Consider the following 25,142-nt stretch of genomic DNA (forward strand, 5'->3'; position numbering starts at 1 on the left):
CGTCAGGCTCCGGTAAAGACGGGTTTGCGTTTCTGGAGGAAGGCGGCCACCCCCTCCATCGTGTCGTTTGTGTTGAAGGCGATGCGCTGGCTCTCGGCCTCGAGGGCGAGCTGGGCCGCGAAGTCATTGCCCTCGGAAGCCGTCAGTGCCTTCTTGATCAGGCCGAAGCCGGTGGTGGGGCCGGCGGCCAGGCGATCGGCCAGGGCACTGGCGGTCGCCATCAATTCGGCGTCCTCGACCGCCTGCCAGATCAGGCCCCAGTCGGCGGCCTTGTCGGCCGGCAATTTCTCGCCGAGGAGGGCAAGTCCCATGGCCCGCGCCCGGCCGACCAGGCGCGGCACCAGCCACGTGCAGCCGATGTCCGGCACGATGCCGAGATTGGGTCCGAAGACTTGGATGAAACTCGCGGATTTCGCTGCGACGACGATGTCGCAGGCGAGCGCGACGCCGACACCGCCGCCGGCGACGACACCGTTCACGGCGCAGACCACCGGCTTTGGCAGGGCCGCGATGCGGGCCACCATCGGGTTGATCAGGGCGTGCATCGTGTCGGCCACGGCATCGCCGAGGGTGCCGCCCTCGGGGATCGGGCGGGGGCGCGCCAGATCGGCGCCGGAACAGAAGGCGCGCCCGGCGCCGGTCAGCAGGACGGCGCGGATCCCGGGATCCGCCGCCGCGTCGTCGAACACGAGGGTGAGTTCACGATACATCGGCTCGTTGAGGGCGTTCAGCACCTCCGGCCGGTTCAGCGTGATCTGGGCAACTCCCCCCCGGCGCTCGTACAGGAGCGTTTCGTATGTCATGCGGTCCTCGTTGGCTGGGACCGTATGATTATGACCGTGACGGAACGGAAGTGAACCCCGTTCACTTAAGCCGAGGATGCCGCGACGGCAATCACCCCTTGCGGCGCTTGCGCGGGCGCCGGGAATCGCCGGATTCGACCGGCCAGTCGGGATCGGGCAGGGCTTCGAAGGCACTGCGGATCCCCTTCGACCAGCCTTCCGAGAGGGCCTGCATATAGGGATCGTTGCGCGGGATGCGGCGGTAGAAGCCGGCCTTCAGGCTGTCGCGCTCGTAGAGCATGACGTCGAGCGGCATGGCCACCGAGACGTTGGAGCGCATGGTCGAGTCAAAGGAGATCAGGGTGCATTTGGCGGCGACGGAGAGCGACGTCTCGGGCCGCACGATGCGGTCGATGATCGGCTTGCCGTATTTCGTCTCGCCGATCTGGAAATAGGGCGTGTCGACGCCCGCCTCGATGAAATTGCCGGCGGCATAGACCTGGAACAGGCGCGGGGCCTCGCCGCCGATCTGGCCGCCCAGGATGAACATGGCGTTGAAGTCGGCGCCGTGGGCGGTCAGATGCTCGCCATCCAGGGCGTGGACCTCGCGCAGCGCCGCGCCGACGATGCGCGCCGCCTCGAACATGGTCTCGGCGCGCAGGATGGCGCGGTTGGCGCGCACCGCGCGGCCGCCGCGCGTCTTCGGCTGGGCCGCGTTCCAGGCGTGGAGCTGGCTGACCACCGATTGGGTGATGGCGAGATTGCCGGAGCCCATGAGCACGATCATCCGCTCCCCCGGGACCTCGAACACGGTCATCTTCTTGAAGGTGGAGACATGGTCGACACCGGCATTGGTGCGGGTGTCGGACGCGAAGACGATTCCGGCGTCGAGGAGCAGGCCGACGGCATAGGTCATGGAGGCGGGATCCGGGGGTAGGGGCGGAACGGGACGTGGACCCCCAAAGCAAAAGGGGGCGGTGAAAACCGCCCCCTGATACCACGCCTGATGGCGTAAATTAAGCGGCCGTGCGGCGCTTCTCGATTTCGGTCGCCAGGGCCGCGAAGCGGCTGTGCAGCGGCTCGATGGTCGAGCGGACGGCCGAAGCGGTGGTCTCGGCGATCTTCTGGGTATGGGCCAGATAGAGGTCGAGGGCGGTCTTGGTGTACTTGTCCTGGAGCTCGACGGCCTCGCCCAGGGATTTCACGGCCCACAGCTTCTTGGCGGTCTCGACATTCTCCTCGGCGGCGATCTTCACCGCTTCCGCGACGGCTTCGCCGACCGACTTCAGGCCTTCGGCGGCAGCCTTGCCCGAGGCGACGACGTCGGTGGCCGAAGCCTTGCCGAACTCGGTCACTTCGGCGTAGTCGGCCTTCAGCTTCTCGTAGCGGCTGCGGGTCCAGTCCTGCGCCTTGGTGAGGTTGCTCTTCGCCTCGGCGACGGCCTTCTTCGCGTTCTCTTCGACCTTGGAGGTCACTTCGGTCATCTGCTCACGGCCCCAGGCAACGGCCTTCTCGAGCTGGCTGGACGCGTCGTCCAGGGCGCTCTCGACGGCTTCGCCGGCCTTGGCGGTGGCTTCTTCAACGGTCTCGACGGACTCGACGACGGTTTCCATCACCTCACCGGCCACGTCTTCGGCGGCGGTGGTCGTCTTCTTCCTGGGGGCCATCATACTCTCCTGATCATGCGCATTTGCGTAAGAGGGTTGGTCCGATACGCTTGTACCTAGCGGCTGGCCAACGTTCGATTGTGCGCCGCAACATGAAGCGTAGATACGGCGAGTCCGGCTCGCCGTCAACAGGGTTTTTCCGCACTGCACAAAAACGTCATGTTGCACTGGCGGTGAAAACATTGCGGGGAGGCGTGCCCCGTCGCATAATCTTTCGATCAATCGGCGAAAACGCCCGCGTTCGAGGAGAGGGAACATGAGTTTGGCGGAAAATCGATTCGAGCCCGAAGGCGCGGCCGACATCGACACCGCGTTGCGTGACGTTCTGGACCGTCAGCGGCGCGACTTCATCAAGGCCGGCCCCCCCGATGCCGCGCTGCGGCGCGATCGCCTCGCACGCCTGAAGAAGGCGCTGATGGACAATAAGGACGCTTTCCTCGAGGCGGTCTCGGCCGACTTCGGCCATCGCTCGAAACACGAGACCCTGCTGACCGACTTCGTCGTCACGGCCGAGGGCATCAAGCACATGGCCAAGCATGTGGCCAAGTGGATGAAGCCGGAAAAGCGCCCGACCTCGATCAATTATTTCCCGGCGTCCAACCGCATCGTCTTCCAGCCGCTCGGCGTGGTCGGCATCATCTCGCCCTGGAACTATCCGATCCAGCTCGCCTTCGGTCCGGCGGCGGCGGCGCTGGCGGCGGGCAACCGGGTCATGCTGAAGCCGTCGGAATTCACGCCGCGAACCTCGGAACTGATGGCCAAGGTGATCGCGCAGAATTTCTCGGAGCTGGAATTCGCCGTCTTCACCGGCGGGCCGGAAGTGGGCGTCGCCTTCTCGCGCGTGCCCTATGACCATCTGATGTTCACGGGCGCGACCTCCATCGGCCGCCACGTGATGCGGGCGGCGGCGGAGAATCTGGTGCCCGTCACCCTGGAACTGGGCGGCAAGTCGCCGACCATCGTCGACCGCAACATGCGCATGGACGCGGCCGTCGGCAGCATCGTGCAGGGCAAGTGGCTGAATGCCGGCCAGACCTGCGTGGCGCCCGACTATGTCTTCGTGCCGGACGACAAGCGCGACGAATTCGTCGGCAAGCTCCAGAAGCAGGTGGCGAAGTCCTATCCGACCCTGAAGAACAATGACGATTACACCTCTGTCGTCAATCAGCGCCACTACGACCGCCTGCGCGGCCTGATCGCCGATGCCGAGGCCAAGGGCGCCAAGGTGATCGAGGTCAATCCGGGCAAGGAGAATTTCGATCAGCAGCCGGCCCACAAGATCCCGCCGACCCTGCTGATGGACGTCACCGACGACATGAAGGTGATGCAGGACGAGATCTTCGGCCCGCTGCTGCCGATCAAGACCTATCGCCAGATCGACGAGGCGATCGACTACGTCAACGATCATCCGCGGCCCCTGGCGCTCTACATCTTCTCGGACGACAAGGCGACCCAGGACAAGGTGATGAACCGCACCACCTCGGGCGGGGCCTGCATCAACGAGACGGTGATGCATGTCGCCCAGGAAGACCTGCCGTTCGGCGGCGTCGGCCCCTCGGGCATGGGCGCCTATCACGGCCACGACGGTTTCCTCGCCTTCTCCCACAAGAAGGCGGTGATGCATCAGGCGAAGTTCAATCTTCTGTCCATGATGCGTCCGCCCTATGGCAAGACCATCGACCGGATGCTCGGCTTCCTGCTGAAGTAACCGCTTCGAGACGGGCCCGAAAGAAAACGCGCCGCGGGATCCGCGGCGCGTTTTTTGATGGGAAAGGGGGCGAGAGGAGGGAGGCGAGGGGAGGGAGGCTCAGGCCTCCGCCACCATCCGCTCCTTCTGGGGATAGACCGGGCGCAGGATGAAGGCCGGCACATGGTCGCCGAAGCCGATCACGCTGGGGCCCAGATCGTCGTCGCGCCGGCCCCGGCGGTCGCGGCCGCGCTGTTCGTCGCGCGGGCGGTCATCACGCGACCGATCATCACGGGAGCGATCGTCGCGGAAGGACGGGGGCGCGGACGGCTGGGCCTCGCGGGGGGCGCCGTCGTCGCTCCTGCGCTTGCCGCGGGGGCTGCGCTGGCGGGTGTCCTCGGCGGCGGGAGCGTCACCCTCGGCGGGTTTGCCCTTGCCGAGCTTCACGCCCTTCAGGGTCGCCGCCGGCTTGCCGCGACCGCGGCCCCGGCGCTTCGCCTTGGCTTCGGCGTCGGACAGGAGTTCGCAGGGCTCGAAACCGTCGATGGTCAGGCGATCGATCGAATGTTTGGTCAATTCCTCGATCGCCTTGACGAATTTGGTGTCATAGGGGCTGGCCAGGGTGAAGGCCTTGCCCTCGCGACCGGCGCGGCCGGTGCGGCCGATGCGGTGGACGTAGTCTTCCGCGTGGATCGGCACGTCGAAATTGAAGACATGGCTGATCTCGGCGACGTCGAGGCCGCGCGCGGCGACGTCGGACGCGACGAGGATCGGCACTTCGCCGGCCTTGAAACGCTCGAGGACCACGATGCGCTCGCTCTGCGCCATGTCGCCGTGCAGGGCGGCGGCATTGAAGCCGTGCCTCTTCAGCGACTTGCCGACGATGTCGACATCACGCTTGCGGTTGCAGAAGACGATGGCGTTGCGGATCTCTTCCGAGCGCAGGAGCTGGCGCAGCGCCTCGCGCTTGTCCTCTTCCTCGACCACGGTCAAGGCCTGGGTGATGGTCGTCGCGGTGGAGGAGGGACGGGCGACCGAGATCTCGACCGGCAGGGTCAGGAACTTGTCGGCCAGGCGCTTCACCTCGGGCAGCATGGTCGCGGAGAAGAACAGGGTCTGGCGGTTCGCCGGCAGCAGGCCGCAGATCCGCTCCAGATCCGGAATGAAGCCCATGTCGAGCATGCGGTCGGCTTCGTCCACCACCAGGACCTTGATGCCCTGCATCATGATGCGGCCGCGCTCGAAATGGTCGAGCAGGCGGCCCGGGGTGGCGATCAGCACGTCGACGCCGCGATCCAGCTTCTTGGTCTGTTCGTCCATCGAGGTGCCGCCGATCAGCAGCGCCATGGAGAGCTTGTGATACTTGCCGTATTTCTCGAAATTCTCGGCGACCTGGGCGGCGAGTTCGCGCGTCGGCTCCAGGATCAGGGAGCGCGGCATGCGCGCCTTGGCGCGGCCGGCGGCCAGGATGTCGATCATCGGAAGGGTGAAGGAGGCCGTCTTGCCGGTCCCGGTCTGGGCGATGCCCATGACGTCCCGGCCCTGCAGCACCTGAGGAATGGCCTGGGCCTGAATCGGCGTGGGTTCGGCATATCCGGCCTCGGCCACTGCCCGCAGCACCTCGGTGCCGAGGCCCAGTTCTTCAAAACTCATCGACCCCTGTTCCGCTTCCTGTGGCATCGGCATCGCCCGACCATCGGGCTCCGGCGGGCCCTGGGATCCTTGCGATCCGTCGGGCATTTCTCGCTGCGATGCACAAAATATAGTCGGCGAGACGATAGCCGAATGAACGATCAAGTCAACCGCCGCCCGGGCAGGGCCGGCATGCGCCGGGCCATCCGTGGCAATTCAGTCACCCTCGGGGCGCCGGTCAGAGCAGGGGCAGGTCGATCGGCACGGTCAGCGGCATGACCACGAGAAGGAGCTGCTGGACCATGTCGGCATAGGCCGGATCGCCGGTGCCGGCCGGCGCCGGCCCCCGCCCGAGGGCGGAGGACAATTGCGTCGACCCCCGGCACAGAATGGCCTGTACCGAAAGACCCTCGCCGCCGGCCGGGCCGGCCAGGGCGGCGAGTGGCGGGGTCGGGCCGCACATCTCGCCGCTGGATGCCGGCCGCGCCGGATGGAACAGCAGGACGAGGCGGGTGCCGCCGGCGCCTTCGGGCGCGGGCGACAGGTGGTCGGCGGCGACCGACGAAGGCGGCTTCAGGGGCGCGAGGGCGGCTTCCGGCCCGACGTCCGGGAACGGCGCGCCGACCACCACGGTCGGTACGCCGCCGTCGACCACGGCGGCGTTGATGGCGCCCGGACGGTAGAAGTCCTCGGCCAGATATTCATGGGTGATCACCATCGGCGTCAGGGCGCAGGCCCCGCCGAGCAGCGCGAGGGCGATCGCCGGCAGAATCTTGGGCACGAAGGACGTCATGGCTTCACCTCGTTCAGATGTCGAGATCCGTGGCGCGGGCGGCGTTTTCCTGGATGAAGGCGAAACGGGTCTCGGCCTTCTTGCCCATCAGGCGCTCGACGAGACCGCCGGTGTCGCCTTCCTCGCCCTCCATCACGGTGACGCGCAGCAGTGTACGCTTGTTCCGGTCCATCGTGGTCTCCCGCAATTGCGCGGGAGGCATCTCGCCGAGGCCCTTGAAGCGGCTGACCTCGATCTTGCCGCTGCCCTTGAAGTCAGCCTTCAGGCGGCGCTCCTTGTCCTCGTCGTCCATGGCATAGACGGTCTTGGCGCCCTGGGCGATCCGATAGAGCGGCGGCATGGCGAGGTAGAGATGGCCGGAGCGGATCAGCCCAGGCATCTCGCGCCAGAAGAAGGTCATCAGCAGCGAGGCGATATGGGCGCCGTCCACATCGGCATCGGTCATGATGATGATGCGCTCGTAGCGCAGGTCCGTTTCCCGAAACCGGCTGCCCATGCCGCAGCCGAGGGCCAGGGCGATGTCGGACAGTTCCTGGTTCGCCTCCATCTTGCCGGCGGCGGCGGAGGCGACGTTCAGGATCTTGCCGCGCAGCGGCAGGATCGCCTGGGTGGCGCGGTCGCGCGCCTGCTTGGCGGAGCCGCCGGCGGAATCGCCCTCGACCAGGAAGATCTCGGTTCCCGAAGACTGATCGCGCGAGCAGTCGGACAATTTGCCGGGCAGGCGGAGCTTCCGCGTCGCGGTCTTGCGGCTGGTCTCCTTGTCCGCCTTCTTCTTCAGCCGCTCCTCGGCCCGCGCCACGACATGATCGAGCAACGCGCCGGCGGCCGCGGGATCGGAGGTCAGCCAATGTTCGAAGCGGTCCTTGATCGCCGCCTCGACGAGGCGCGAGGCTTCGGGGTTCGAGAGCTTTTCCTTGGTCTGGCCCTGGAACTGCGGTTCCGGGATGAACAGGGAGAGCAGGATGGTGGCGCCGCCGATCACGTCGTCCGCCGTGATCTGGCCGGCCTTGCGATTGTTGGTCAACTCGCCGAAGCCCTTGAGGGCGCGGGCGAGGGCCGCCCGCAGGCCCGCCTCGTGGGTGCCGCCTTCGGGCGTCGGGATGGTGTTGCAATAGGAATGGACGAAGGCGTCGCCGTCGAGCGACCAGGCGATGGCCCATTCGACCTCGCCCGCCTCGCTGCCTGGCAGGCGGGCCTGGCCGGTGAAGGGCAGGGGCGTGACCGTCGGCTGGCCGTCGATCGAGGCCGCCAGGAAATCCGCCAGACCGCCCGGGAAATGCAGCACGTCCTGCGCCGGCGTGGGATCGCCCACGGGGATCAGTTCCGGCGCGCAGGACCAGCGGATCTCGACTCCCCGGAACAGATAGGCCTTGGAGCGCGCCATGCGATAGAGGCGCGCGGCCTTGAAATGCAGATGAGTGCCGAAGATCACCGGGTCGGGCTTGAAGGTGATGGCGGTGCCGCGCCGGTTGTGCACCGGTCCGAGAGACTGGAGCGGGGTCTGCGGTTTGCCCTGGGCATAGGTCTGGCGCCAGAGCTTGCGGTCGCGGGCGACTTCGATGGTCAGTCGTTCCGACAGGGCGTTCACCGCCGAGGAGCCGACGCCGTGCAGGCCGCCGGAGGTGGTATAGGCCTTGCCCTTGAATTTGCCGCCCGAATGCAGCGTCGTCAGAATGACCTCGAGGGCGGATTTGTCGGCGAACTTGGGATGCGGATCGACGGGGATGCCGCGCCCGTTGTCGCGCACCGTCAGGCTGCCGTCGGCGGCGAGCTCCATCTCGATGCGGCTGGCGTGTCCCGCCACCGCCTCGTCCATGGAATTGTCCAGAATCTCGGCCGCAAGATGGTGATAGGCGCGCTCGTCCGTGCCGCCGATATACATGCCCGGGCGCAGGCGCACCGGCTCCAGCCCCTCCAGTACCTCGATGTCCTTGGCGGAGTACTCGTCGTTGGGTTCGGGCGAATCGAACAGGTCGGCAGATTTGCTCATCGTCACGCTTTGGCTGATGGTTACCGCAGTATAGGGTATCGATCACCCTACGGCTAACCTACATCTTGGGGCCTGTCCATGAGCAAGGAAAACCCGCCACCCGTCCATCCGGCCGAACGCGGACTGGTTCCCGTCATCCGCACGGTGCCGCTGTCGAAGGACGTGAACGGCAACGGCGACATCTTCGGCGGCTGGATCCTGAGCCATATGGACATCGCCGCCGGCGTCGTCGCGGCTCAGCGTGCCCAGGGCCGGGTGGCCACCGTGGCCATCGACGCCATGACCTTTCACCGGGCCGTCTTCATCGGCGATCTGGTGTCGATCTATGGCGAAATCGCGAGCGTCGGCCGGACCTCGATCCGCGTCAAGCTGGAGACCTGGGTCGAGCGCCACCGCAAGCGGAACGGCGAACCGGCCCCGCCCGAGAGCGTGCATGTGACCGAAGGAACCTTCGTCATGGTCGCCATCGACGGCGAGGGACGTCCCCGTCCGGTCCCGGCGGGATAACAGGCGACCGTGTCCCGGTGCCCGCCGGCGGGGGGAGGCCGGCGGGCGTAGACGGCATATGGGGGGACCATGCCGTCCGGCGGGAGGTGTGGGGTCCTCCCGTCGCTTAGATAGACCATTTGAAACCGGATTGCGCGGGCCGCAGCCTGTCGTCGCGCACATTGTTGGTGTGCAATTTGACGATGGCTGTTTCGTGAAGGAAATATGACATTGAAACTAATGACTTAGCGCAAGGCACCGTCGCGCGGCAGCGTATCAAATGACCTTGATCCGGGGCGTATCGCCCGGAGGAGGATGTGACGTGACGGCAAAATTGGAAATCGTGGAGCGCCTTGGCGAGCATGCCGTGCTGCTGCCCGGGCTGATCGCCAAGGGACTCGCGGCGAACGACCGGCTGAAGCTGCGCCTCAGCCTGCTGCAGGAAGCCGCCATGCAGGCGCGGGCGCCATCGATCGCGCCGCGCCGCTTCGAGGAGGAGCGCCGCAGCGCCGGTCTCGACGATCCGGCGTTCGACCGCCTGGTCGCCGACGCGCGCGCGATCGAACCGGGGCGAATCCACCTGCCGGGTGTCAGCGCCCTGCTGGCGGGCGTGGCGGGCGATCTGGAGGCCATGCTGGAGCCGCTGTCGGCGGGCGGTAGCGGCACGGCCGACGAATTGGCCGCGCGCCTGGCGCGCCTCGTCGCCGACCTGCCGGACGGCGGGGACGACATGCTGGCGCCCGCCGCCATCGAGGCCCTGGCCGCCGCCAGCCGCGACGGACGCGATACGGTCCACCTGCTGGTCATGGACCTGCACAAGGCGCTGAACCGCCTGGCCGCCGAGACGGCGGCGGAGGAATTGGACGGTGCCCGCGTCCACGGCCTCGACGACGAGAGCCGGGGGGCGGTGCGTGCCTTCATGCGCGGCCTGAACCGTACCAAGCCGCTCGCCTTTGGCCATCCCGGCCTCGACACCACGGCGGTGAAGGCGGGCGAGCGCCTGACCATCCAGAACGACATCGGTACCACCGACGCCCATGTCCTGGTCGTGCATGTCGATCCCGGCAGCGTCACCGTCACCTATACCGACATCCACCGCCAGCGCGCGAAATTCTTCATGTCGCTGTTCGAGGGGCGGGGCGTCACCTGGTCGCCGATGGCGGAACAGCGCGGCGACGGCCTGTCGGAAGACGTGTTCTATCTGATGACCGGCCGCCATGGCGCGGCCGATGCCGTGGATCGCGACACGTTCCTCGAATTCCTCGGCTCGCGCATCGTTTTCCTGATCGACTGGAACAAGGCCCGGAAGGCGTTGCAGGCTTTCGTCGGCCGCGCGGTCGCCATCGACCTGCTGACCTATGGCGCGCGCGAGGATTTCGGCCATCGCGCCTTTCTCGAACTCGGCGGCGGCAGTCTGATCCACGAGGCGGTGCACCGCATCGCCGCCGGCCGGATCCCTTACGGCGTCCGCCTCGACAGCGCGCTGGGAGAGGAGGCCTGCGCCGAATTCCTGCGCAACGTGCTGCGCGACACCGCTCAGGGGCTTTCGGCCGGCCGCACCTCGCGCCTCATCCGCGACGAGATACAGGCCGATCTGTCGCGCCGATTCGAGACGGCGGAAGGCGCGGTGCTCACGGTCCTGGTGCGCCATCTGGGCCTGACCCGGATGCTGGCGTCCTCGATCGCCGACGTCGTCGCCGCGCCCGGTCTCGGCACCGCCGGCGAACGTCGCGATCTCGCGCTGCGCGGCAAGCGGCTGGAGGAAAAGGCGGACGGCCTGACCGTCGCCGCGCGCGAAGTGGCATCGCGCCTTCGCGAGGCGGATGCGCTCCGCCCCGTGATCGACCAGATCGAGGATGCCACCGACTGCCTGGAGGACGGCGCCTTCCTGATCGGTCTGGTGCCGCCGGATCTCGCCGCCGCGCTGGCTTCGCCGGCGCTGGCCCGGCTCGCCGACATCGTGACCGACAGTTGCGGCCAGATGGTGCGGGCGGTCGAGGCGGCGACGCGGCTGCCCCAGGGCCAGCGCGCGGATGCCCTGGCGGCGCTTCAGGCGATCGACGCCGTCGCCATGGCGGAGCGCGCCGCCGACGTCGCGGAACGGGAATGTTACGCCAGCCTGGTTTCGGTGCCGTCCGGCGATGCCCGCGTCCTGCTGCTGGGGCGCGATGTCGCCCGCGCGCTCGAAACCGCGACCGACCAATTGCTGCATGCCGCGCTTGCGCTCCGCGACCGCGTGCTCGAGGAGCTTTCGGCATGAACGCCTATGCCCCCCTCTATATCGGCACCGCCGGGGCCGACGTCGAACTGACGCCCGAGGCGGCCGGCGGCAAGGCCGCGCTGCTGTGGCGCATGAGCCGTCTCGGCCTCGACGTGCCGCCCGCCTTCGTCCTGCCGACCACCCTGTGCCGCGCCGTCAACGCCGGCGACGCGGAAGCGATCGCGGCCATGGAGCGGGGTCTCGCCGAGGGCATCGCCCGCCTGGAGGCGGCGGTGGAGCGGCGTTTCGGCGATGCCCGGGCGCCGCTGCTGGTCTCCGTCCGCTCCGGCGCCGCGAAATCCATGCCGGGCATGATGGAGACCATCCTCGACGTCGGCCTGAATGGCGAGAGCCTGCGCGGCCTGATCGCCCTGACCGGCAATCCGCGCCTCGCCTTCGACAGCTACCGCCGCCTGATCCAATTGTTCGGCGAAGTGGTGGAGGGCGTGCCCGCCGCCGCCTTCGAGGAACGGCTCGGCGCCATGCTGCTGTCCGAACAGGTCACGGGGGAGGCGGACCTCGATCCCGAGGCGCTGGAGCGTCTGGCCCACGACTATCTCGCGGTCTTTTCGCGTTTGACCGGCCATGCCATGCCGGTGGATCCCATGCGCCAGCTGCTTTCGGCGACACGGGCCGTGTTCCGGTCCTGGGACGGCGACAAGGCGCGCGAATACCGGCGTCTGAACGGGCTGGAAAGCCTGGAGGGCACGGCCGTGACGGTCCAGGTCATGGTCTTCGGCAATGCCGGCGGGCGTTCGGGGGCCGGGGTCGCCTTCTCGCGCAATCCGGCGACCGGCATGCCCGGGCTCTATGCCGATTTTCTGTTCGATGCCCAGGGCGAGGATGTGGTGGCCGGACGCCGCGTGCCCGGCAACGTCGACTTGCTGACGCGCCGTCTGCCCGATCAGGCGGCGGCGCTGCGCCGGGGCGCGGAGCGCCTGGAGCGCGCCTTCGCCGACATGCAGGACATCGAATTCACCATCGAGGAGGGACGCTTGTGGTTTCTCCAGACGCGGTCCGCCAAAAGGACGCCGCGCGCCGCGCTGCGCATGGCCGTCGATGCCGTTAGCGAGGGCCTGATCGACGAGGCGACGGCGCTCGAGCGGGTGGCGGGGATCGACCTCGCCGCCGCCGCCGTCGGCCGTTTCGCCGAACCGGCCGAAGCGGTGGCGACGGCGGTGCCGGCATCGCCGGGCGTCGCCTGCGGACGCGTCGCCTTCGACAGTGCGAAGGCTGCCGCCATGGCCGAGGCGGGGGGACCGGTGATCCTGGTCCGCCACGACACCTCGACCGACGATGTCGCGGGTTTCGCCGTTGCCGCCGGCATCTTGACCGCCGTCGGCGGCCGCACCGCCCATGCCGCCGTCGTCGCCCGCCAGATGGGCAAGCCCTGTCTTGTCGGCTGCGCCGGCCTCGTGATCGGTGAGACCGCGACGATCGGCGGCAAGCCGCTTCGCGAAGGGGATTGGCTCTGCCTCGACGGCGAAACGGGAGAGATTACCCTGGGCCGGCGCGAGATCGTGACCGAGAAGCCCGAGGAAGCGCTGGCGATGATCGAAGGCTGGCGCAAGGCCGGCTGAATTTCCTTACCTTCTGCCTGGACGACGGGGGTTCTCAACGAAACGAAAGAGGGGCGGCATTGCTGCCGCCCCTCGAACCTTGCCGATTTCCGGAGAAATCAGGCGGTGTAATACATGTCGAACTCCACCGGATGCGGGGTGTGTTCGTAGTTGTAGACTTCTTCCATCTTCAGATCGATGTAGGCATCGATCAGGTCGTCGGTGAAGACGCCACCCTTGGTCAGGAACTCGCGGTCGGCGCTCAGGCTCTCGAGGGCTTCACGCAGCGAGCCGCAGACGGTCGGGATGTCCTTCAGCTCTTCCGGCGGCAGGTGATAGAGATCCTTGTCCATCGGGTCGCCCGGATGGATCTTGTTCAGGATGCCGTCGACGCCGGCCATCAGCATGGCCGAGAACGCGAGATAGGGGTTCGCCAGCGGGTCGGGGAAGCGCACTTCGACGCGCTTCGCCTTCGGGCTGGTGCCATAGGGGATACGGCAGGAGGCCGAACGGTTGCGGGCCGAATAGGCCAGCAGCACGGGGGCCTCGAAGCCCGGGATCAGGCGCTTGTAGGAATTGGTGGTCGGATTGGTGAAGGCGTTGATGGCCTTCGCGTGCTTGATGATGCCACCGATGTAGTAGAGGCAGGTCTCCGACAGGCCGGCGTATTTGTCGCCCGCGAAGGTCGAATTGCCGTCTTTCCAGATCGACTGGTGCACGTGCATGCCCGAACCGTTGTCGCCCTTGACCGGCTTCGGCATGAAGGTCGCGGTCTTGCCGTACTGGTAGGCGACGTTCTGGACGACATATTTGTAGATCTGGATGAAGTCGGCGGCGCGCACCATGGTGCCGAACTTGATGCCCAGCTCGTGCTGCGAAGCGGCCACTTCGTGGTGGTGCTTCTCGATCGGCAGACCCATCTCGCCCATGACCGACAGCATTTCGCCGCGCATGTCGTTCAGGGTGTCGACCGGGGGCACCGGGAAGTAGCCGCCCTTGACCGCCGGACGATAGCCGAGGTTGCCGCTTTCATACGACTTGTCGGAATTGTAGGGGCCTTCGATGTCGTCGATCTCGTAGGAGACCTTGTTCATCGCGACCTTGAACTTCACGTCGTCGAACACGAAGAACTCGGCTTCCGGACCGACATAGACGGTGTCGCCGAGGCCGGTGTAGGAGACATAGGCTTCGGCGCGCTTCGCGACCGAACGCGGGTCGCGGGTATAGCCTTCGCCGGTCGCCGGCTCGATGATGTCGCAGAAGATGACCAGGGTCGGCTGGGCGCAGAACGGATCGACGACAGCGGTCGACGGATCCGGCATCAGGATCATGTCGGACTCGTTGATCGCCTTCCAGCCGGCGATCGAGGAACCGTCGAACATGGTGCCGTCGGTGAACAGATCCTCATCGACCGCGCTCTCGTCGAGCGCCAGATGCTGCCACTTACCCTTGAAGTCGGTGAAACGCAGGGAGACGTACTTGATCCCCTTGTCCTTGATGGTCTGAAGGACGGTCTTGGCGTCTGACATGATCTCAGGTCCCGTTTCGTGGTTGGACTGATTGGAACGCGGTGAAGGGTGTTCAGATGGCGTCCGAGCCGGCTTCGCCGGTCCGGATGCGAATGGCCTGCTCGACAGGGCTGACGAAAATCTTGCCGTCGCCGATACGGCCCGTGCGGGCCGCGGTCTGAATGGCCTCGATCGCGCGGTCGACGAGTTCGTCTTCCAGCACGATCTCGAGTTTCACCTTGGGAAGAAAGTCGACGACGTATTCGGCGCCGCGATAGAGCTCCGTATGGCCCTTCTGGCGACCGAAACCCTTGGCCTCGGTCACGGTGATGCCCTTGAGCCCCACTTCGTTCAATGCCTCTTTCACTTCGTCGAGCTTGAAAGGCTTGATGATTGCCTCGATTTTTTTCATCGCACCTGGGTCGCTATGGCAGGTCTTGTACGGTCGGAAGGACCGCTCCGCTACATATGCATGGGGCGTGCCAAATCGGCGCCCGAGCCTGCCCGTCGGTGGTTCCGCCCGGAAATCCGTTTCGAAAATACGCGGGAACGTGGCCTTTGCGCGACGGCTGACGCGTGCAACTGTCTAGTGATTGTTCAGATTGATCAAAGATTGGGCATTTCGCGGACACTGGCGGGGGCGTCGCCCCACGCTTATGATCGCCGCACCATGCGTTCCTTCAATGCCAGCTTCGCCGGCCTCGGCACGACGATCTTCTCCGTGATGTCGGCCCTCGCGGTCGAGCATGACGCCATCAACCTGGGCCAGGGCTTCCCGGACGAGGACGGTCCCCCGGACATCCGCGACGCCGCCGCGCGGGCGACGGTCGACGGTCCCAATCAATATCCGCCGATGATGGGCCTGCCCGCATTGCGCCAGGCGCTTGCCGCGCACGAGCGGCGCTTCTACGGCCTCGACTACGACTGGGCGACCGAGACCCTGGTGACGTCCGGCGCGACCGAGGCACTGACCGCCGGCCTGCTCGCCCTGCTCGAGCCGGGGGACGAGGTGGTGCTGTTCGAGCCGCTCTATGATTCCTATCTGCCGATCGTGCGCCAGGCGGGTGCCGTGCCGCGTCTCGTGCGGCTCCAGCCCCCGGACTGGACGATTCCCGAGACGGCACTCCGCGACGCCTTCGGCCCAAGGACCAAGCTCGTCGTCCTCAACACACCCATGAATCCGACCGGCAAGGTCTTCTCCGCCGACGAACTGGCGATGATCGCCGGTCTCGCCCGGGCTCATGATGCTTATGTGCTTTGCGACGAGGTCTACGAGCATCTGGTGTTCCCGGGCCGCCGCCATGTTCCCATGGCCTGCCTGCCCGGGATGCGGGAGCGCGTGGTGCGCGTCGGCTCCGCCGGCAAGACCTTCTCCCTGACCGGGTGGAAGGTCGGCTATCTGACCGGACCGGCGGCGATGATCGGGGTGATCGCCAAGGTCCATCAGTTCCTGACCTTCACCACGCCGCCGGGCCTGCAGGCCGGCGTCGCCCATGGTCTTGCCAAGGATGACGCCTTCTTCGCCGGTCTGGGGGCCGCCCTGGCGGCGAAATGCGCGCGGCTTTCGGCGGGGCTCGATTCGCTCGGCTTTTCGTGCCTGCCGGTCGATGGCGCCTATTTCGTCTCGGCCGATATTTCGGGGGTCGGCCCCGATCTCGACGACACCGATTTCTGTCGCTGGCTGACGGTGGAGGCGGGAGTCGCTGCGGTCCCGGTCTCCGCCTTCTACGACGGCGGGGCAGGGGTGCCCCGGCACCTGATCCGCTTCTGCTTCTGCAAGAAGGACGCGGTCCTCGACGCCGCCGTCGACCGCCTGCGCCGGAAATTGCGCCCGGCGGCCTGAAGGACGTCTCGGCGGCTTGACGAGCGGGGCCGGGGGGCGTATACGCACGGCCTCTGTGGCGGGTGTAGCTCAGTTGGTTAGAGCGCCAGATTGTGGCTCTGGAGGTCGCCGGTTCGAGACCGGTCACTCGCCCCATTCCCTTCGACATCCTGCTGTCCGATCCTCTCGCGCGGTCACCGACAAGCGGCTTGGCGCCCGTCGGTGGGGCTTGTAGCCTGCCCCTGGAACAGCGGGCCTGCCTTTCGGATGTATCTCACCACCAGCGGCAATCGGATTCTGGACGCGGACGGGCGTGATTTTCGTCTGGTCTCGGTGTCCTGGTACGGCGCCAACGAGGAAACCTTCGTGCCCCATGGCCTTTGGGCCATGAACTGGAAGGACATTCTCGACTCGATCCGGTCCATGGGCTTCAACAGCCTGCGCCTGCCGCTGTCGGGCATATTGGCCGAGAGCATGCTGCGCTGGCCGAAGCGGGGCGCCGTCGATTTCGGCAAGAATCCGGATCTCGTCGGGCGCAATGCCCATCAGATCCTGCGCAAGATCCTGGACCGCTGCGCCGAGATCGGCCTTCGGGTGATTCTGGACATGCATCAGCGAACCGAATCGTCCGGGATCGACGGCGATCCCCTGGGTGGTGGGCCGATCGGGCGCTGGATCGACCGCTGGCGCCGGCTCGCTTCCGTCTATGGCGGCCATCCGGCCGTGATCGGCGCCGATCTCTATAACGAACCGCATACGCTGGATTGGGAGACCTGGGCCTCCTATGCCGAGACCTGCGGCGACCGGCTGCACGAGGTCGCCCCCCATTGGCTGATCTTCGTTCAGGGCGTCGCGCGCTATCGCGACACCGTCCATTGGTGGGGCGGCAACCTGCGCGGTGTGGAGCGCCGGCCGGTAAAGCTGGCGCGGCCCGGCCGGCTGGTCTATGCGCCCCATGAATACGGCCAGACCTCGGGCTATCAGCCCTGGCTGCGCAGCGTCGTCAATCGGGTGGACGACTATCCGGATAATCTGCCGGCGGTGTTCCGGGCCGCCTGGGGTTTCATCCACGAGGCGGAAATCGCCCCTGTCTGGGTCGGCGAATTCGGCGGCGCCTTCGGTTTCGATGATGCCGACGGCCGCCTCTCGCCGCCGGGCTGGCCCGACTATCTGAACGAGCGGCGCTGGCTGACCGCATTTCTCGACTATTGCGCGCCGGCGGGCGGCCATGCGGGGATTTCCATGGCGCTCTGGTGCTGGAACGGGGGCGGGGGCCAGCCCTATGCCCTGATGGATGCGCAATGGCGGCCGATCGAGGGCAAGCTGGCGCTGCTCCGCCCGCTGCTGGCGCCGGGTCCTTGACATGCGTCGGTTGACCGGCGTCGTGGTTTGTGAGACTGGGGGCGGACGGAGCGGCCGACGGCAAGAGGGGGCCGCTTCCCCGAGGGATCCTGCGCGATGATCGAGCTTGCCCGGAATCCGCTGGTCGAATTGCCGGAGCGGCGCGACGGCATCGTCTTTGCGTTTCACATGATCGACGGCCAGGGCCGGCGCCTGGTCGGCTGGGACGCCGTCATCGATGCCATGGCGAGTCCGGAGGGATTCGTCTGGCTGCATCTCGACCTTTCGGTCCGGCGGACCCGCGAATGGATTGCCCAGGCCGAACGGATCCCCGAGGATCTGCGCCATGAATTGGGCGCCAGCGATGTGCGCACCCGGCTCGAACAGCACAACGGCTTCCTGTTCGGCGTCTTCACCGACATGCTCTACGACATCGATCCGGACCTGACGGAAATCTCCACGGTGCGGATTCTGGGCTCGGACAGGCTGGTGATCAGCGCCCGGCGCCACCCGTCCCGCACCATGGACCGGATGCGCCGCGCGCTCTATGACGGGCTGAAGGTGCGCGGGCCGGCCGATCTGGTCGTCACCATGCTGCACAATCTGGCGGAGACGGTCGAAATGGCCGTGGTCGAACTGATCGTCGGCCTCGACGACATCGAGGATCGTCTGCTCGAAGGCCGGAAATCCAGCGCGCGCGAGGATCTGGGCGCGGTGCGCCGTTTCGCCGTCCGCCTGCATCGCCATCTCGCCCTGAAGCGCCGCGCCGTGTTCCAGGTCTGCGCCCGCCCGCCCGCCTTCTTCGACGACGAGGATGCGGCCGACCTCCGCGATGCGATCGAGCAATTGGGCGCCGTGGTCGACGATCTGGTCTCGGCCCAGGAACGGGCCAAGCTGCTCTATGAGGAAATGGCGGCGCAGCAGGCGGAACAGGCCAACCGCAACCTGCTGATCCTCTCGGTGCTGACGGCGGTGTTCCTGCCCATGACCCTGGTCACCGGCATCTTCGGCATGAATGTCGCCGGACTGCCGGGGCTGGTCAGCCCCCATGCCTTCTGGTGGACCATGCTGGGCATGGGCGCGGTCGGCGTGCTGGCCTTTTTCGGCCTGCGCCGGCTGAACCTGTTCTGAACCGCCCCGCCATGACCGAAATGCTTTCTCACCCCCTGGTCTTCTATTCGCCGCCGCTGCGGGTGGTCGCGGCGGCAGGACCGAAATGGACCTATGAGACCCTGGTGGTCGGGCGAGACGGCAAGGCCCGGCGCCTGCCGAGCCATATGGATTTCCCCGATGCCGAGGGGCGCAAGGCCTGCGCCGCCCATGTCGTCGCGCAGATGCGCGTCGACCGCGAGGCGGCGCGAAAGCGCGGCGCCGCGGCGGTCGGCCTGGTCGCCGTCTTCGACCTCGCGTCCTGGGAGGATCTGTTGCTCGCCCATGGCCTGAGCGAGGCGAAGGAGCCGGCGAGATTATGAGTGCGATCGATTTCATCCTGATCCGTCACGGCCGCCAGAGCGCGGGTTTCCACGTCGATCCCGATCCGGGCCTGGACGAGACCGGCGAAGCCCAGGCCCGCGCCATGGCCGAGCGCCTGACGCCCGACGAGGCCCGCAATCTGGTGACCAGCCCGCTGCGCCGCGCCCGCGCCACCGCCGCCGCCGTCGAGGTGCGCCACGGCGTCATCGCGCGCGTCGAACCGCGCATCGCCGAAGTGCCGACGGCGGGCCTGACCCTCGAACAGCGCGGCGCCTGGCTGCCCGGCTTCCTGCATGGCGCATGGTCGGACCAGCCCGATCATCTGATCGCCTGGCGCCGGTCGATCGGGGATTTCTTCGCGGGGATCGAGACGCCCGGGGTCTTCGTCACCCATTTCGTCGTCGTCAATGCCCTGATCGGCCTTGCCACCGGGGACGACCGGGTCAGCCCGAGCCTGCCCGACCATTGCTCCATCAACCGCTTCCGCCTCGAAGCCGGGCGGGTCCGCCTGATCGAGACGGGCGCCCAGCGCGAGACCATGGTGGGATGAGCGGCATCGGCGATCTCGCCCTGCTGACCGTCGCCCAGATGGGCCGGGCGGACGGCGCGGCAATCGCCGCCGGCACACCGGGCATTACATTGATGGAGAATGCCGGGCGGGCCGTCTTCCTCGCCATCGCCGCGCGCCACCCGGCCCGGCGCTGCGCCGTTCTGTGCGGGCCCGGCAACAATGGCGGCGACGGCTGGGTGGTGGCGCGCCTGCTGCGCGATGCCGGTTTCGACGTCCGCCTGGCCAGCCTGGTGCCGCGCGACGCCCTGAAGGGCGATGCCGCCCTGGCGGCGGCGGCCTGGACCGGGCCGGTCGCCGCTTTCGAGCCCTCGGTGCTCGACGGCTGCGGCCTGATCGTCGACGCGGTCTTCGGCGCCGGGCTGGCGCGGGCGGTCGACGGCGTGGTCGCGGCGATGATCGCGGCCGTACCCGCCGGTGCCAAGGTCGTCGCCGTCGACCTGCCCAGCGGGGTGAACGGCGATACCGGTGCCATTCTGGGCACGGCGTTCGATGCCGCCCTGACCGTGACCTTCTTTCGGGGCAAGCCCGGCCACCACCTGTTTCCCGGCCGGGCGCGCATGGGCGAACTGGTGGTGGCCGACATCGGCATTCCGGCCTCCTGCCTCGACGCGATCGGGCCGGAGCATGCCGTGAACGCGCCGGGCCTCTGGGCGGCATCCTTTCCGCGCCTCGGCATGGACGGTCACAAATACGACCGGGGCCATACAGTGGTGCTGGCGGGCGGGGCGCTGCAGACCGGGGCGGCGCGGCTGGCGGCACGGGCGGCGCTGCGGGCCGGCAGCGGCCTGGTGACCACGGTCGCCCGGCCGGATGCGGCCCTGGTCGTCGCCCACCACCAGACCGCGGCCATGGTCGCGGCGATCGACGGGCCGGCGGATTTCGCCCGTTTTCTCGAAGACGGGCGGCGCAATGCCGTCGTCGTCGGCCCCGGTGCCGGGATCGGACCCGAGACCCTGGAATACGCGAGGATCGCCGCCGCCTCGGGGGCCGGCGTCGTGCTGGACGCGGATGCCCTGACGGTGCTGCGCGGGACCCGCGACACGGTCTTCTCGGCCCGACGGGGGGCTCTGGTGCTGACGCCCCACGACGGCGAATTCGCCCGGGTCTTTCCGGAACTGGCCGGCCTCGAATCACGGGCGGCGCGGGCACGGGCGGCGGCCGGGGCGAGTGGCGCGATCGTCCTCCTGAAGGGGGCGGATACCTGCATCGCGGCGCCGGACGGACGAGTGGCGATCAATGTGAATGCGCCGCCGACCCTGGCGACCGCCGGGTCCGGCGATGTGCTGTCGGGGGTGATCGCGGGCCTGCTGGCCCAGGGCATGCCGGCTTTCGAGGCGGCGGCGGCGGCGGCCTGGCTGCATGGCGCGGCGGCGGCGGGCTTCGGCCGGGGCCTGATCGCCGAGGATATCGTCGAACGATTGCCGATTGCCCTCGAAAAAGCCGAAAACCACTTGCGGGGCATGGGGCAGGCGGGCTAAATCCCGCATCCACCGAGGGTCGCGACGGCAGTTCCGGCGCGACGGAGAAGACATGCGGGCGTGGTGGAATTGGTAGACACGCCAGATTTAGGTTCTGGTGGCGCAAGTCGTGGGGGTTCAAGTCCCTCCGCCCGCACCAGAGAGATCCCGGAAGAAAGAGCGATGAACGTTACCGAGACCGCCGCCGACGGCCTTAAGCGCGAATTTCTGATCACGATCGGTGCCGCCGACATCGACGCCGAGGTGCAGGTCAAGCTGAAGGACCTCTCGACCAAGATCAAGATGCCGGGCTTCCGCCCCGGCAAGGTCCCGGCCAGCCTGATCGCCAAGACCCATGGCGAGGCCGTCCTGGGCGAGGTGCTGCAGCAGAAGGTCAACGAGTCGATCCAGTCGACCCTGACCGAGAAGAACCTGCGCCCCGCGACCGAGCCCAAGGTGGACGTCACCAAGGCCGGCAAGGGCGAGGACCTGGAATTCAAGCTGTCCTTCGAGATCCTGCCGGAATTCGAGCCGGCCGACGTGAAGGAGATCACCCTCGAGAAGCTGGTCGCCCCCGTCTCGGACGAGGAAGTCGACACCATGCTGAAGGGCTTCGCCGACCAGCGTAAGAATTTCGTCGCCGAGGAAGGCCGCACCGCCAAGGAAGGCGACGCCCTGACCATCGACTTCGTCGGCCGCCTGGACGGTGAAGTGTTCGAGGGCGGTTCCGCCGACGGCGTCGACCTGGAGATCGGCTCCGGCCGCTTCATCCCGGGCTTCGAGGAACAGCTCATGGGTGCCAAGGCCGGCGACATCGTGAAGGTGAACGTGACCTTCCCGGCCGACTACGGCGCGAAGGAACTGGCCGGCAAGGATGCCGTGTTCGACGTCGAGGTGAAGGAAGTGAAGGTCGCCGCCGAGGTGGTGATCGACGACGAATTCGCCAAGGGCTTCGGTCTCGACGATCTCGAGGCGCTGAAGAAGGCCATGCGCGAGCAGATCGAGCGCCAGCACGACGCCCTGTCGCGCCAGCGCCTGAAGCGCGACCTCCTCGATGCGCTGGCCGCGCGCCACGATTTCGAAGTGCCGGAGAGCCTGGTCACCGTCGAGGTCCAGCAGATCACCCGCCAGCTCGGCGAGGGTGAAGGCGAGGGCGAGGAGAACGAGGCCGTCAGCGAGGAGAAGCAGGCGGAACTGCGCGACATCGCAGTCCGCCGCGTCCGTCTCGGCCTGCTGCTGGCCGAGGTCGGGCGCCGCGCCAACGTCCAGGTGAAGCCCGAGGAAGTGAACCGGGCGATCATGGAAGAGGCCCGCCGCTGGCCCGGCCAGGAGCGCGAGGTGATCGAATTCTTCTCGAAGAACGAACAGGCCCGCGCCCAGCTCCGCGCCCCGATCTACGAGGAGAAGGTGGTCGACCTGATGCTCGGCGAAGCCAATACGACGGAGCGCGAGGTCAGCCTCGAGGAACTCCAGAAGGATCCGGACGAGGACGCCGAATCCGCCGCCGCCTGAGGGCGGTCGCAGGCATGATGAACGGGCCCCGGCCGCAAGCCGGGGCCCGCTTCTTTTCCATGCGTCGCCTGCGCCGGGACGGCGGGAACGTGGGCGCGACGGTGATCGGAAGAGCCGGCCCTCGGGCCGGTTCTTGAAATTGCCATGAAGCGTCGTCAGATGCTAACGGTTGGGCATGGCCCTGCCGGCCGGATTCGGTATCCGGTCGAGGGCAGGGGTAGGAGACGAGGCGACGATGCAGGATCCGTATGAATTCACCATGAACACCCTGGTGCCCATGGTGGTTGAGCAGACTTCGCGGGGTGAGCGGGCCTTCGACATCTATTCCCGGCTCCTCAAGGAACGGATCATCTTTCTGGTCGGTCCGGTCAATGACGCGGTGTCTTCGCTGATCACCGCGCAGTTGCTGTTCCTCGAAGCCGAGAACCCGAAGAAGGACATCGCCCTCTACATCAATTCGCCGGGCGGCGTCGTCACTTCGGGCCTCGGCATCTACGACACGATGCAGTACATCCGGCCGAAGGTGTCGACGGTGTGCTTCGGTCAGGCCTGTTCGATGGGTTCGCTGCTGCTGGCAGCGGGCGCGCCGGGCATGCGCATCTCGCTGCCGAACTCGCGGATCATGGTCCACCAGCCGTCCGGCGGGGCCCAGGGTCAGGCGACCGACATCGAGATCCAGGCCAAGGAGATCCTGGCGCTCAGGAAACGGCTGAACGAGATCTACGTCCAGCACACCGGCCAGAGCGTCGACAAGATCGAGCAGGCGCTGGAACGCGATAATTTCATGAGCCCGGATCAGGCCAAGGACTTCGGCCTGATCGACCAGGTCTATACCGGCCGGCCGGATCCCGAGGCGGACAAGGCGGCCGCCTGATCGGCCGCCGGGGGCGGGGCGAAGGCTCTGCGCTCCCGAAAATCACGTTGCGGGATTTTCTCCCGCGAAAGGGAAATTCCCGTCGCGGGATTTCCTCCCGCAACGGTTTAAACGTTTACCTCGAAGCAATGTCTTCGAGGTTAAACATGACTTGATAGTCAGCCATGGGCCGTGCTCGTATCGGAGCATGGTTGGCACCGGAGCGGTGCCTGACTCGCGCCCCGATGGGCCGGGCCGTCGCCGCGCCACCAACAGGCGCTTCTCGGCGCTCGTCGTCCGGTCGGACGAAAGTCGGTCTCGTAAAGGTCTTGTGCAATGCACAAAAAGACTTCTACGATCGAGGCGGCGGGGAATGGGACGGAGTGAAGATGACCAAGCTCAGCGGCAGCGACTCCAAAAACACCCTGTACTGCTCTTTCTGCGGGAAGAGCCAGCACGAGGTGCGCAAGCTCATCGCCGGCCCGACGGTATTCATCTGCGATGAATGCGTCGAGCTGTGCATGGACATCATCCGCGAGGAGCACAAGTCGACCCTCGTGAAGGGACGCGAAGGCGTTCCCACCCCGCAGGATATCTGCCGGGTGCTGGATGATTACGTGATCGGCCAGAACCACGCCAAGCGCGTGCTTTCGGTCGCCGTTCACAACCACTACAAGCGTCTCAGCCACGCGACCAAGAACAACGACGTCGAACTGGCCAAGTCGAACATCCTGCTGATCGGCCCGACCGGCTGCGGCAAGACCCTGCTGGCCCAGACCCTGGCGCGGATCCTCGACGTGCCGTTCACCATGGCCGACGCGACGACCCTGACCGAAGCGGGCTATGTGGGCGAGGATGTGGAGAACATCATCCTCAAGCTGCTCCAGGCCGCCGACTACAACGTCGAGCGGGCGCAGCGCGGCATCGTCTACATCGACGAGGTCGACAAGATCTCGCGGAAGTCGGACAACCCCTCGATCACCCGCGACGTCTCGGGCGAGGGGGTGCAGCAGGCCCTTCTGAAGATCATGGAAGGCACGGTCGCCAGCGTGCCGCCCCAGGGCGGGCGCAAGCATCCGCAGCAGGAATTCCTGCAGGTGGACACGACCAACATCCTGTTCATCTGCGGCGGTGCCTTCGCCGGCCTCGAGAAGATCATCGCCGGGCGCCGCCAGGGCAAGTCGATCGGCTTCGGTGCCGAGGTGAAGGGCCCGGACGATCGCGGCACGGGCGAAATCCTGCGCGACGTCGAGCCGGAGGATCTGCTGAAATTCGGCCTGATCCCCGAATTCGTCGGCCGTCTGCCGGTGCTCGCCACCCTGAACGACCTGTCGGAAGACGCCCTCGTGGAAATCCTGTCCGAGCCGAAGAACGCGCTGCTCAAGCAGTATCAGCGTCTCTTCGACATGGAGAGCGCGAAGCTCAGCTTCACCGAGGACGCGTTGCGCGCCGTCGCCCGCAGGGCGATCGCCCGCAAGACCGGCGCTCGTGGCTTGCGCTCCATCATGGAGAGCATCCTGCTCGACACGATGTACGACCTGCCCGCCCTCGACGGCGTCGAGGAAGTGGTGGTCAACGCCGAGGTGGTGGAGGGCAGGGCGCATCCGCTCTATTCCTACGCCGAGCGGCGTGAAGACAAGGCGAGCGGTGCCTGACGGGGCGACATACGGCCCCTCTGACGGCGCCCCCTTGAAGCGGGGCGCCGCCAACCACATCTCGTTAACGATTCAGGTGGCGTTCCTGTCCTCC

The 25,142-nt window shown here is 67.1% G+C and carries 21 protein-coding genes and 2 tRNA genes; 15 read left to right on the forward strand and 8 right to left on the reverse strand.

From position 1 onward, the window contains the following. Positions 1-2 precede the first annotated feature (2 nt). From L2U69_RS02610 to L2U69_RS02620, 3 genes are all read right to left on the reverse strand, one after another. Complete coding sequence (locus L2U69_RS02610; protein ID WP_236104788.1) at positions 3-803, reverse strand: enoyl-CoA hydratase-related protein; 801 nt, start codon at positions 801-803, stop codon at positions 3-5. Between the two features lie 91 nt (positions 804-894). Continuing rightward, positions 895-1,698, reverse strand: a complete 804-nt coding sequence (locus L2U69_RS02615; RefSeq protein ID WP_236104789.1) for a proteasome-type protease — start codon at positions 1,696-1,698, stop codon at positions 895-897. Between the two features lie 100 nt (positions 1,699-1,798). After that, positions 1,799-2,449: a phasin family protein gene (locus tag L2U69_RS02620; RefSeq protein WP_236104790.1), complete on the reverse strand. Its 651-nt coding sequence runs from the start codon at positions 2,447-2,449 to the stop codon at positions 1,799-1,801. A 256-nt stretch (positions 2,450-2,705) separates the two neighbouring features. On the opposite strand from L2U69_RS02620, the gene L2U69_RS02625 reads away from it, so the two are divergent. Then, entirely contained in the window at positions 2,706-4,157 is a 1,452-nt protein-coding gene (locus tag L2U69_RS02625) for a coniferyl aldehyde dehydrogenase (RefSeq protein WP_236104791.1), read from the forward strand. Between the two features lie 99 nt (positions 4,158-4,256). Here L2U69_RS02625 and L2U69_RS02630 read toward each other — a convergent pair whose 3' ends face one another. From L2U69_RS02630 to parE, 3 genes are all read right to left on the reverse strand, one after another. Beyond that, positions 4,257-5,789 carry a DEAD/DEAH box helicase gene (locus L2U69_RS02630; protein WP_236104792.1) on the reverse strand — a complete coding sequence of 511 codons (1,533 nt, stop codon included), beginning with the start codon at positions 5,787-5,789 and terminating at the stop codon, positions 4,257-4,259. A 217-nt stretch (positions 5,790-6,006) separates the two neighbouring features. Next, positions 6,007-6,561 (reverse strand): hypothetical protein, encoded by a 555-nt coding sequence (locus L2U69_RS02635; RefSeq protein WP_236104793.1) that lies wholly within the window; start codon positions 6,559-6,561, stop codon positions 6,007-6,009. A 13-nt stretch (positions 6,562-6,574) separates the two neighbouring features. Then, positions 6,575-8,551, reverse strand: a complete 1,977-nt coding sequence (gene parE / locus L2U69_RS02640; protein WP_236104794.1) for a DNA topoisomerase IV subunit B — start codon at positions 8,549-8,551, stop codon at positions 6,575-6,577. Between the two features lie 78 nt (positions 8,552-8,629). Between parE and L2U69_RS02645 the strand changes: the two genes are divergently transcribed. From L2U69_RS02645 to L2U69_RS02655, 3 genes are all read left to right on the forward strand, one after another. Then, a complete protein-coding gene (locus tag L2U69_RS02645) occupies positions 8,630-9,058 on the forward strand; it encodes an acyl-CoA thioesterase (RefSeq protein WP_236104795.1) in 429 nt (142 codons plus the stop codon). A gap of 301 nt (positions 9,059-9,359) precedes the next feature. Then, entirely contained in the window at positions 9,360-11,297 is a 1,938-nt protein-coding gene (locus L2U69_RS02650; RefSeq protein ID WP_236104796.1) for a hypothetical protein, read from the forward strand. After that, positions 11,294-12,877, forward strand: a complete 1,584-nt coding sequence (locus L2U69_RS02655) for a PEP/pyruvate-binding domain-containing protein (protein ID WP_236104797.1) — start codon at positions 11,294-11,296, stop codon at positions 12,875-12,877. The genes L2U69_RS02650 and L2U69_RS02655 overlap by 4 nt, the downstream gene beginning before the upstream one ends. A 98-nt stretch (positions 12,878-12,975) precedes the next feature. Here L2U69_RS02655 and glnA read toward each other — a convergent pair whose 3' ends face one another. Both glnA and L2U69_RS02665 read right to left on the reverse strand, forming a co-directional pair. Beyond that, positions 12,976-14,385 (reverse strand): type I glutamate--ammonia ligase, encoded by a 1,410-nt coding sequence (gene glnA / locus L2U69_RS02660; RefSeq protein ID WP_236104798.1) that lies wholly within the window; start codon positions 14,383-14,385, stop codon positions 12,976-12,978. A gap of 52 nt (positions 14,386-14,437) precedes the next feature. Beyond that, positions 14,438-14,776 (reverse strand): P-II family nitrogen regulator, encoded by a 339-nt coding sequence (locus tag L2U69_RS02665; RefSeq protein WP_236104799.1) that lies wholly within the window; start codon positions 14,774-14,776, stop codon positions 14,438-14,440. Positions 14,777-15,034: 258 nt separating this feature from the next. Between L2U69_RS02665 and L2U69_RS02670 the strand changes: the two genes are divergently transcribed. The 11 genes from L2U69_RS02670 to clpX all read left to right on the forward strand — a co-directional run bounded on the left by L2U69_RS02670 (position 15,035) and on the right by clpX (position 25,048). Beyond that, the gene (locus L2U69_RS02670; protein WP_236104800.1) at positions 15,035-16,207 is read left to right on the forward strand and encodes an aminotransferase; all 1,173 of its coding nucleotides are present in this window, start codon (positions 15,035-15,037) and stop codon (positions 16,205-16,207) included. A 58-nt stretch (positions 16,208-16,265) separates the two neighbouring features. Next, positions 16,266-16,342: transfer RNA gene (locus L2U69_RS02675), tRNA-His, on the forward strand. A gap of 111 nt (positions 16,343-16,453) precedes the next feature. Beyond that, entirely contained in the window at positions 16,454-17,548 is a 1,095-nt protein-coding gene (locus tag L2U69_RS02680) for a glycoside hydrolase family 5 protein (RefSeq protein WP_236104801.1), read from the forward strand. Between the two features lie 96 nt (positions 17,549-17,644). Then, the gene (locus L2U69_RS02685; protein WP_236104802.1) at positions 17,645-18,658 is read left to right on the forward strand and encodes a CorA family divalent cation transporter; all 1,014 of its coding nucleotides are present in this window, start codon (positions 17,645-17,647) and stop codon (positions 18,656-18,658) included. 11 nt (positions 18,659-18,669) lie between these two features. Then, the gene (locus L2U69_RS02690) at positions 18,670-18,999 is read left to right on the forward strand and encodes a hypothetical protein (RefSeq protein WP_236104803.1); all 330 of its coding nucleotides are present in this window, start codon (positions 18,670-18,672) and stop codon (positions 18,997-18,999) included. Then, complete coding sequence (locus tag L2U69_RS02695) at positions 18,996-19,550, forward strand: histidine phosphatase family protein (RefSeq protein ID WP_236104804.1); 555 nt, start codon at positions 18,996-18,998, stop codon at positions 19,548-19,550. The genes L2U69_RS02690 and L2U69_RS02695 overlap by 4 nt, the downstream gene beginning before the upstream one ends. Next, positions 19,547-21,049: an NAD(P)H-hydrate dehydratase gene (locus L2U69_RS02700; protein WP_236104805.1), complete on the forward strand. Its 1,503-nt coding sequence runs from the start codon at positions 19,547-19,549 to the stop codon at positions 21,047-21,049. The genes L2U69_RS02695 and L2U69_RS02700 overlap by 4 nt, the downstream gene beginning before the upstream one ends. A 54-nt stretch (positions 21,050-21,103) precedes the next feature. Next, a tRNA-Leu gene (locus L2U69_RS02705) sits at positions 21,104-21,188 on the forward strand. 23 nt (positions 21,189-21,211) lie between these two features. After that, positions 21,212-22,540: a trigger factor gene (gene tig, locus L2U69_RS02710; protein WP_236104806.1), complete on the forward strand. Its 1,329-nt coding sequence runs from the start codon at positions 21,212-21,214 to the stop codon at positions 22,538-22,540. A 235-nt stretch (positions 22,541-22,775) separates the two neighbouring features. Continuing rightward, complete coding sequence (gene clpP, locus L2U69_RS02715) at positions 22,776-23,414, forward strand: ATP-dependent Clp endopeptidase proteolytic subunit ClpP (protein ID WP_236104807.1); 639 nt, start codon at positions 22,776-22,778, stop codon at positions 23,412-23,414. 368 nt (positions 23,415-23,782) lie between these two features. After that, complete coding sequence (gene clpX / locus L2U69_RS02720; RefSeq protein ID WP_236104808.1) at positions 23,783-25,048, forward strand: ATP-dependent Clp protease ATP-binding subunit ClpX; 1,266 nt, start codon at positions 23,783-23,785, stop codon at positions 25,046-25,048. Positions 25,049-25,142: the final 94 nt, after the last annotated feature.

Origin of the sequence: Zavarzinia marina (assembly GCF_021568905.1) — a bacterium.
Taxonomy (GTDB): Bacteria; Pseudomonadota; Alphaproteobacteria; order Zavarziniales; family Zavarziniaceae; genus Zavarzinia; species Zavarzinia marina.

Coding starts and splice junctions, on each gene's coding strand:
- L2U69_RS02610 (WP_236104788.1), bottom strand. CDS start 803: ATGACATACGAAACGCTCCTGTACGAGCGCCGGGGGGGAGTTGCCCAG.
- L2U69_RS02615 (WP_236104789.1), bottom strand. CDS start 1,698: ATGACCTATGCCGTCGGCCTGCTCCTCGACGCCGGAATCGTCTTCGCG.
- L2U69_RS02620 (WP_236104790.1), bottom strand. CDS start 2,449: ATGGCCCCCAGGAAGAAGACGACCACCGCCGCCGAAGACGTGGCCGGT.
- L2U69_RS02625 (WP_236104791.1), top strand. CDS start 2,706: ATGAGTTTGGCGGAAAATCGATTCGAGCCCGAAGGCGCGGCCGACATC.
- L2U69_RS02630 (WP_236104792.1), bottom strand. CDS start 5,789: ATGAGTTTTGAAGAACTGGGCCTCGGCACCGAGGTGCTGCGGGCAGTG.
- L2U69_RS02635 (WP_236104793.1), bottom strand. CDS start 6,561: ATGACGTCCTTCGTGCCCAAGATTCTGCCGGCGATCGCCCTCGCGCTG.
- parE (WP_236104794.1), bottom strand. CDS start 8,551: ATGAGCAAATCTGCCGACCTGTTCGATTCGCCCGAACCCAACGACGAG.
- L2U69_RS02645 (WP_236104795.1), top strand. CDS start 8,630: ATGAGCAAGGAAAACCCGCCACCCGTCCATCCGGCCGAACGCGGACTG.
- L2U69_RS02655 (WP_236104797.1), top strand. CDS start 11,294: ATGAACGCCTATGCCCCCCTCTATATCGGCACCGCCGGGGCCGACGTC.
- glnA (WP_236104798.1), bottom strand. CDS start 14,385: ATGTCAGACGCCAAGACCGTCCTTCAGACCATCAAGGACAAGGGGATC.
- L2U69_RS02665 (WP_236104799.1), bottom strand. CDS start 14,776: ATGAAAAAAATCGAGGCAATCATCAAGCCTTTCAAGCTCGACGAAGTG.
- L2U69_RS02670 (WP_236104800.1), top strand. CDS start 15,035: ATGCGTTCCTTCAATGCCAGCTTCGCCGGCCTCGGCACGACGATCTTC.
- L2U69_RS02680 (WP_236104801.1), top strand. CDS start 16,454: ATGTATCTCACCACCAGCGGCAATCGGATTCTGGACGCGGACGGGCGT.
- L2U69_RS02685 (WP_236104802.1), top strand. CDS start 17,645: ATGATCGAGCTTGCCCGGAATCCGCTGGTCGAATTGCCGGAGCGGCGC.
- L2U69_RS02690 (WP_236104803.1), top strand. CDS start 18,670: ATGACCGAAATGCTTTCTCACCCCCTGGTCTTCTATTCGCCGCCGCTG.
- L2U69_RS02695 (WP_236104804.1), top strand. CDS start 18,996: ATGAGTGCGATCGATTTCATCCTGATCCGTCACGGCCGCCAGAGCGCG.
- L2U69_RS02700 (WP_236104805.1), top strand. CDS start 19,547: ATGAGCGGCATCGGCGATCTCGCCCTGCTGACCGTCGCCCAGATGGGC.
- tig (WP_236104806.1), top strand. CDS start 21,212: ATGAACGTTACCGAGACCGCCGCCGACGGCCTTAAGCGCGAATTTCTG.
- clpP (WP_236104807.1), top strand. CDS start 22,776: ATGCAGGATCCGTATGAATTCACCATGAACACCCTGGTGCCCATGGTG.
- clpX (WP_236104808.1), top strand. CDS start 23,783: ATGACCAAGCTCAGCGGCAGCGACTCCAAAAACACCCTGTACTGCTCT.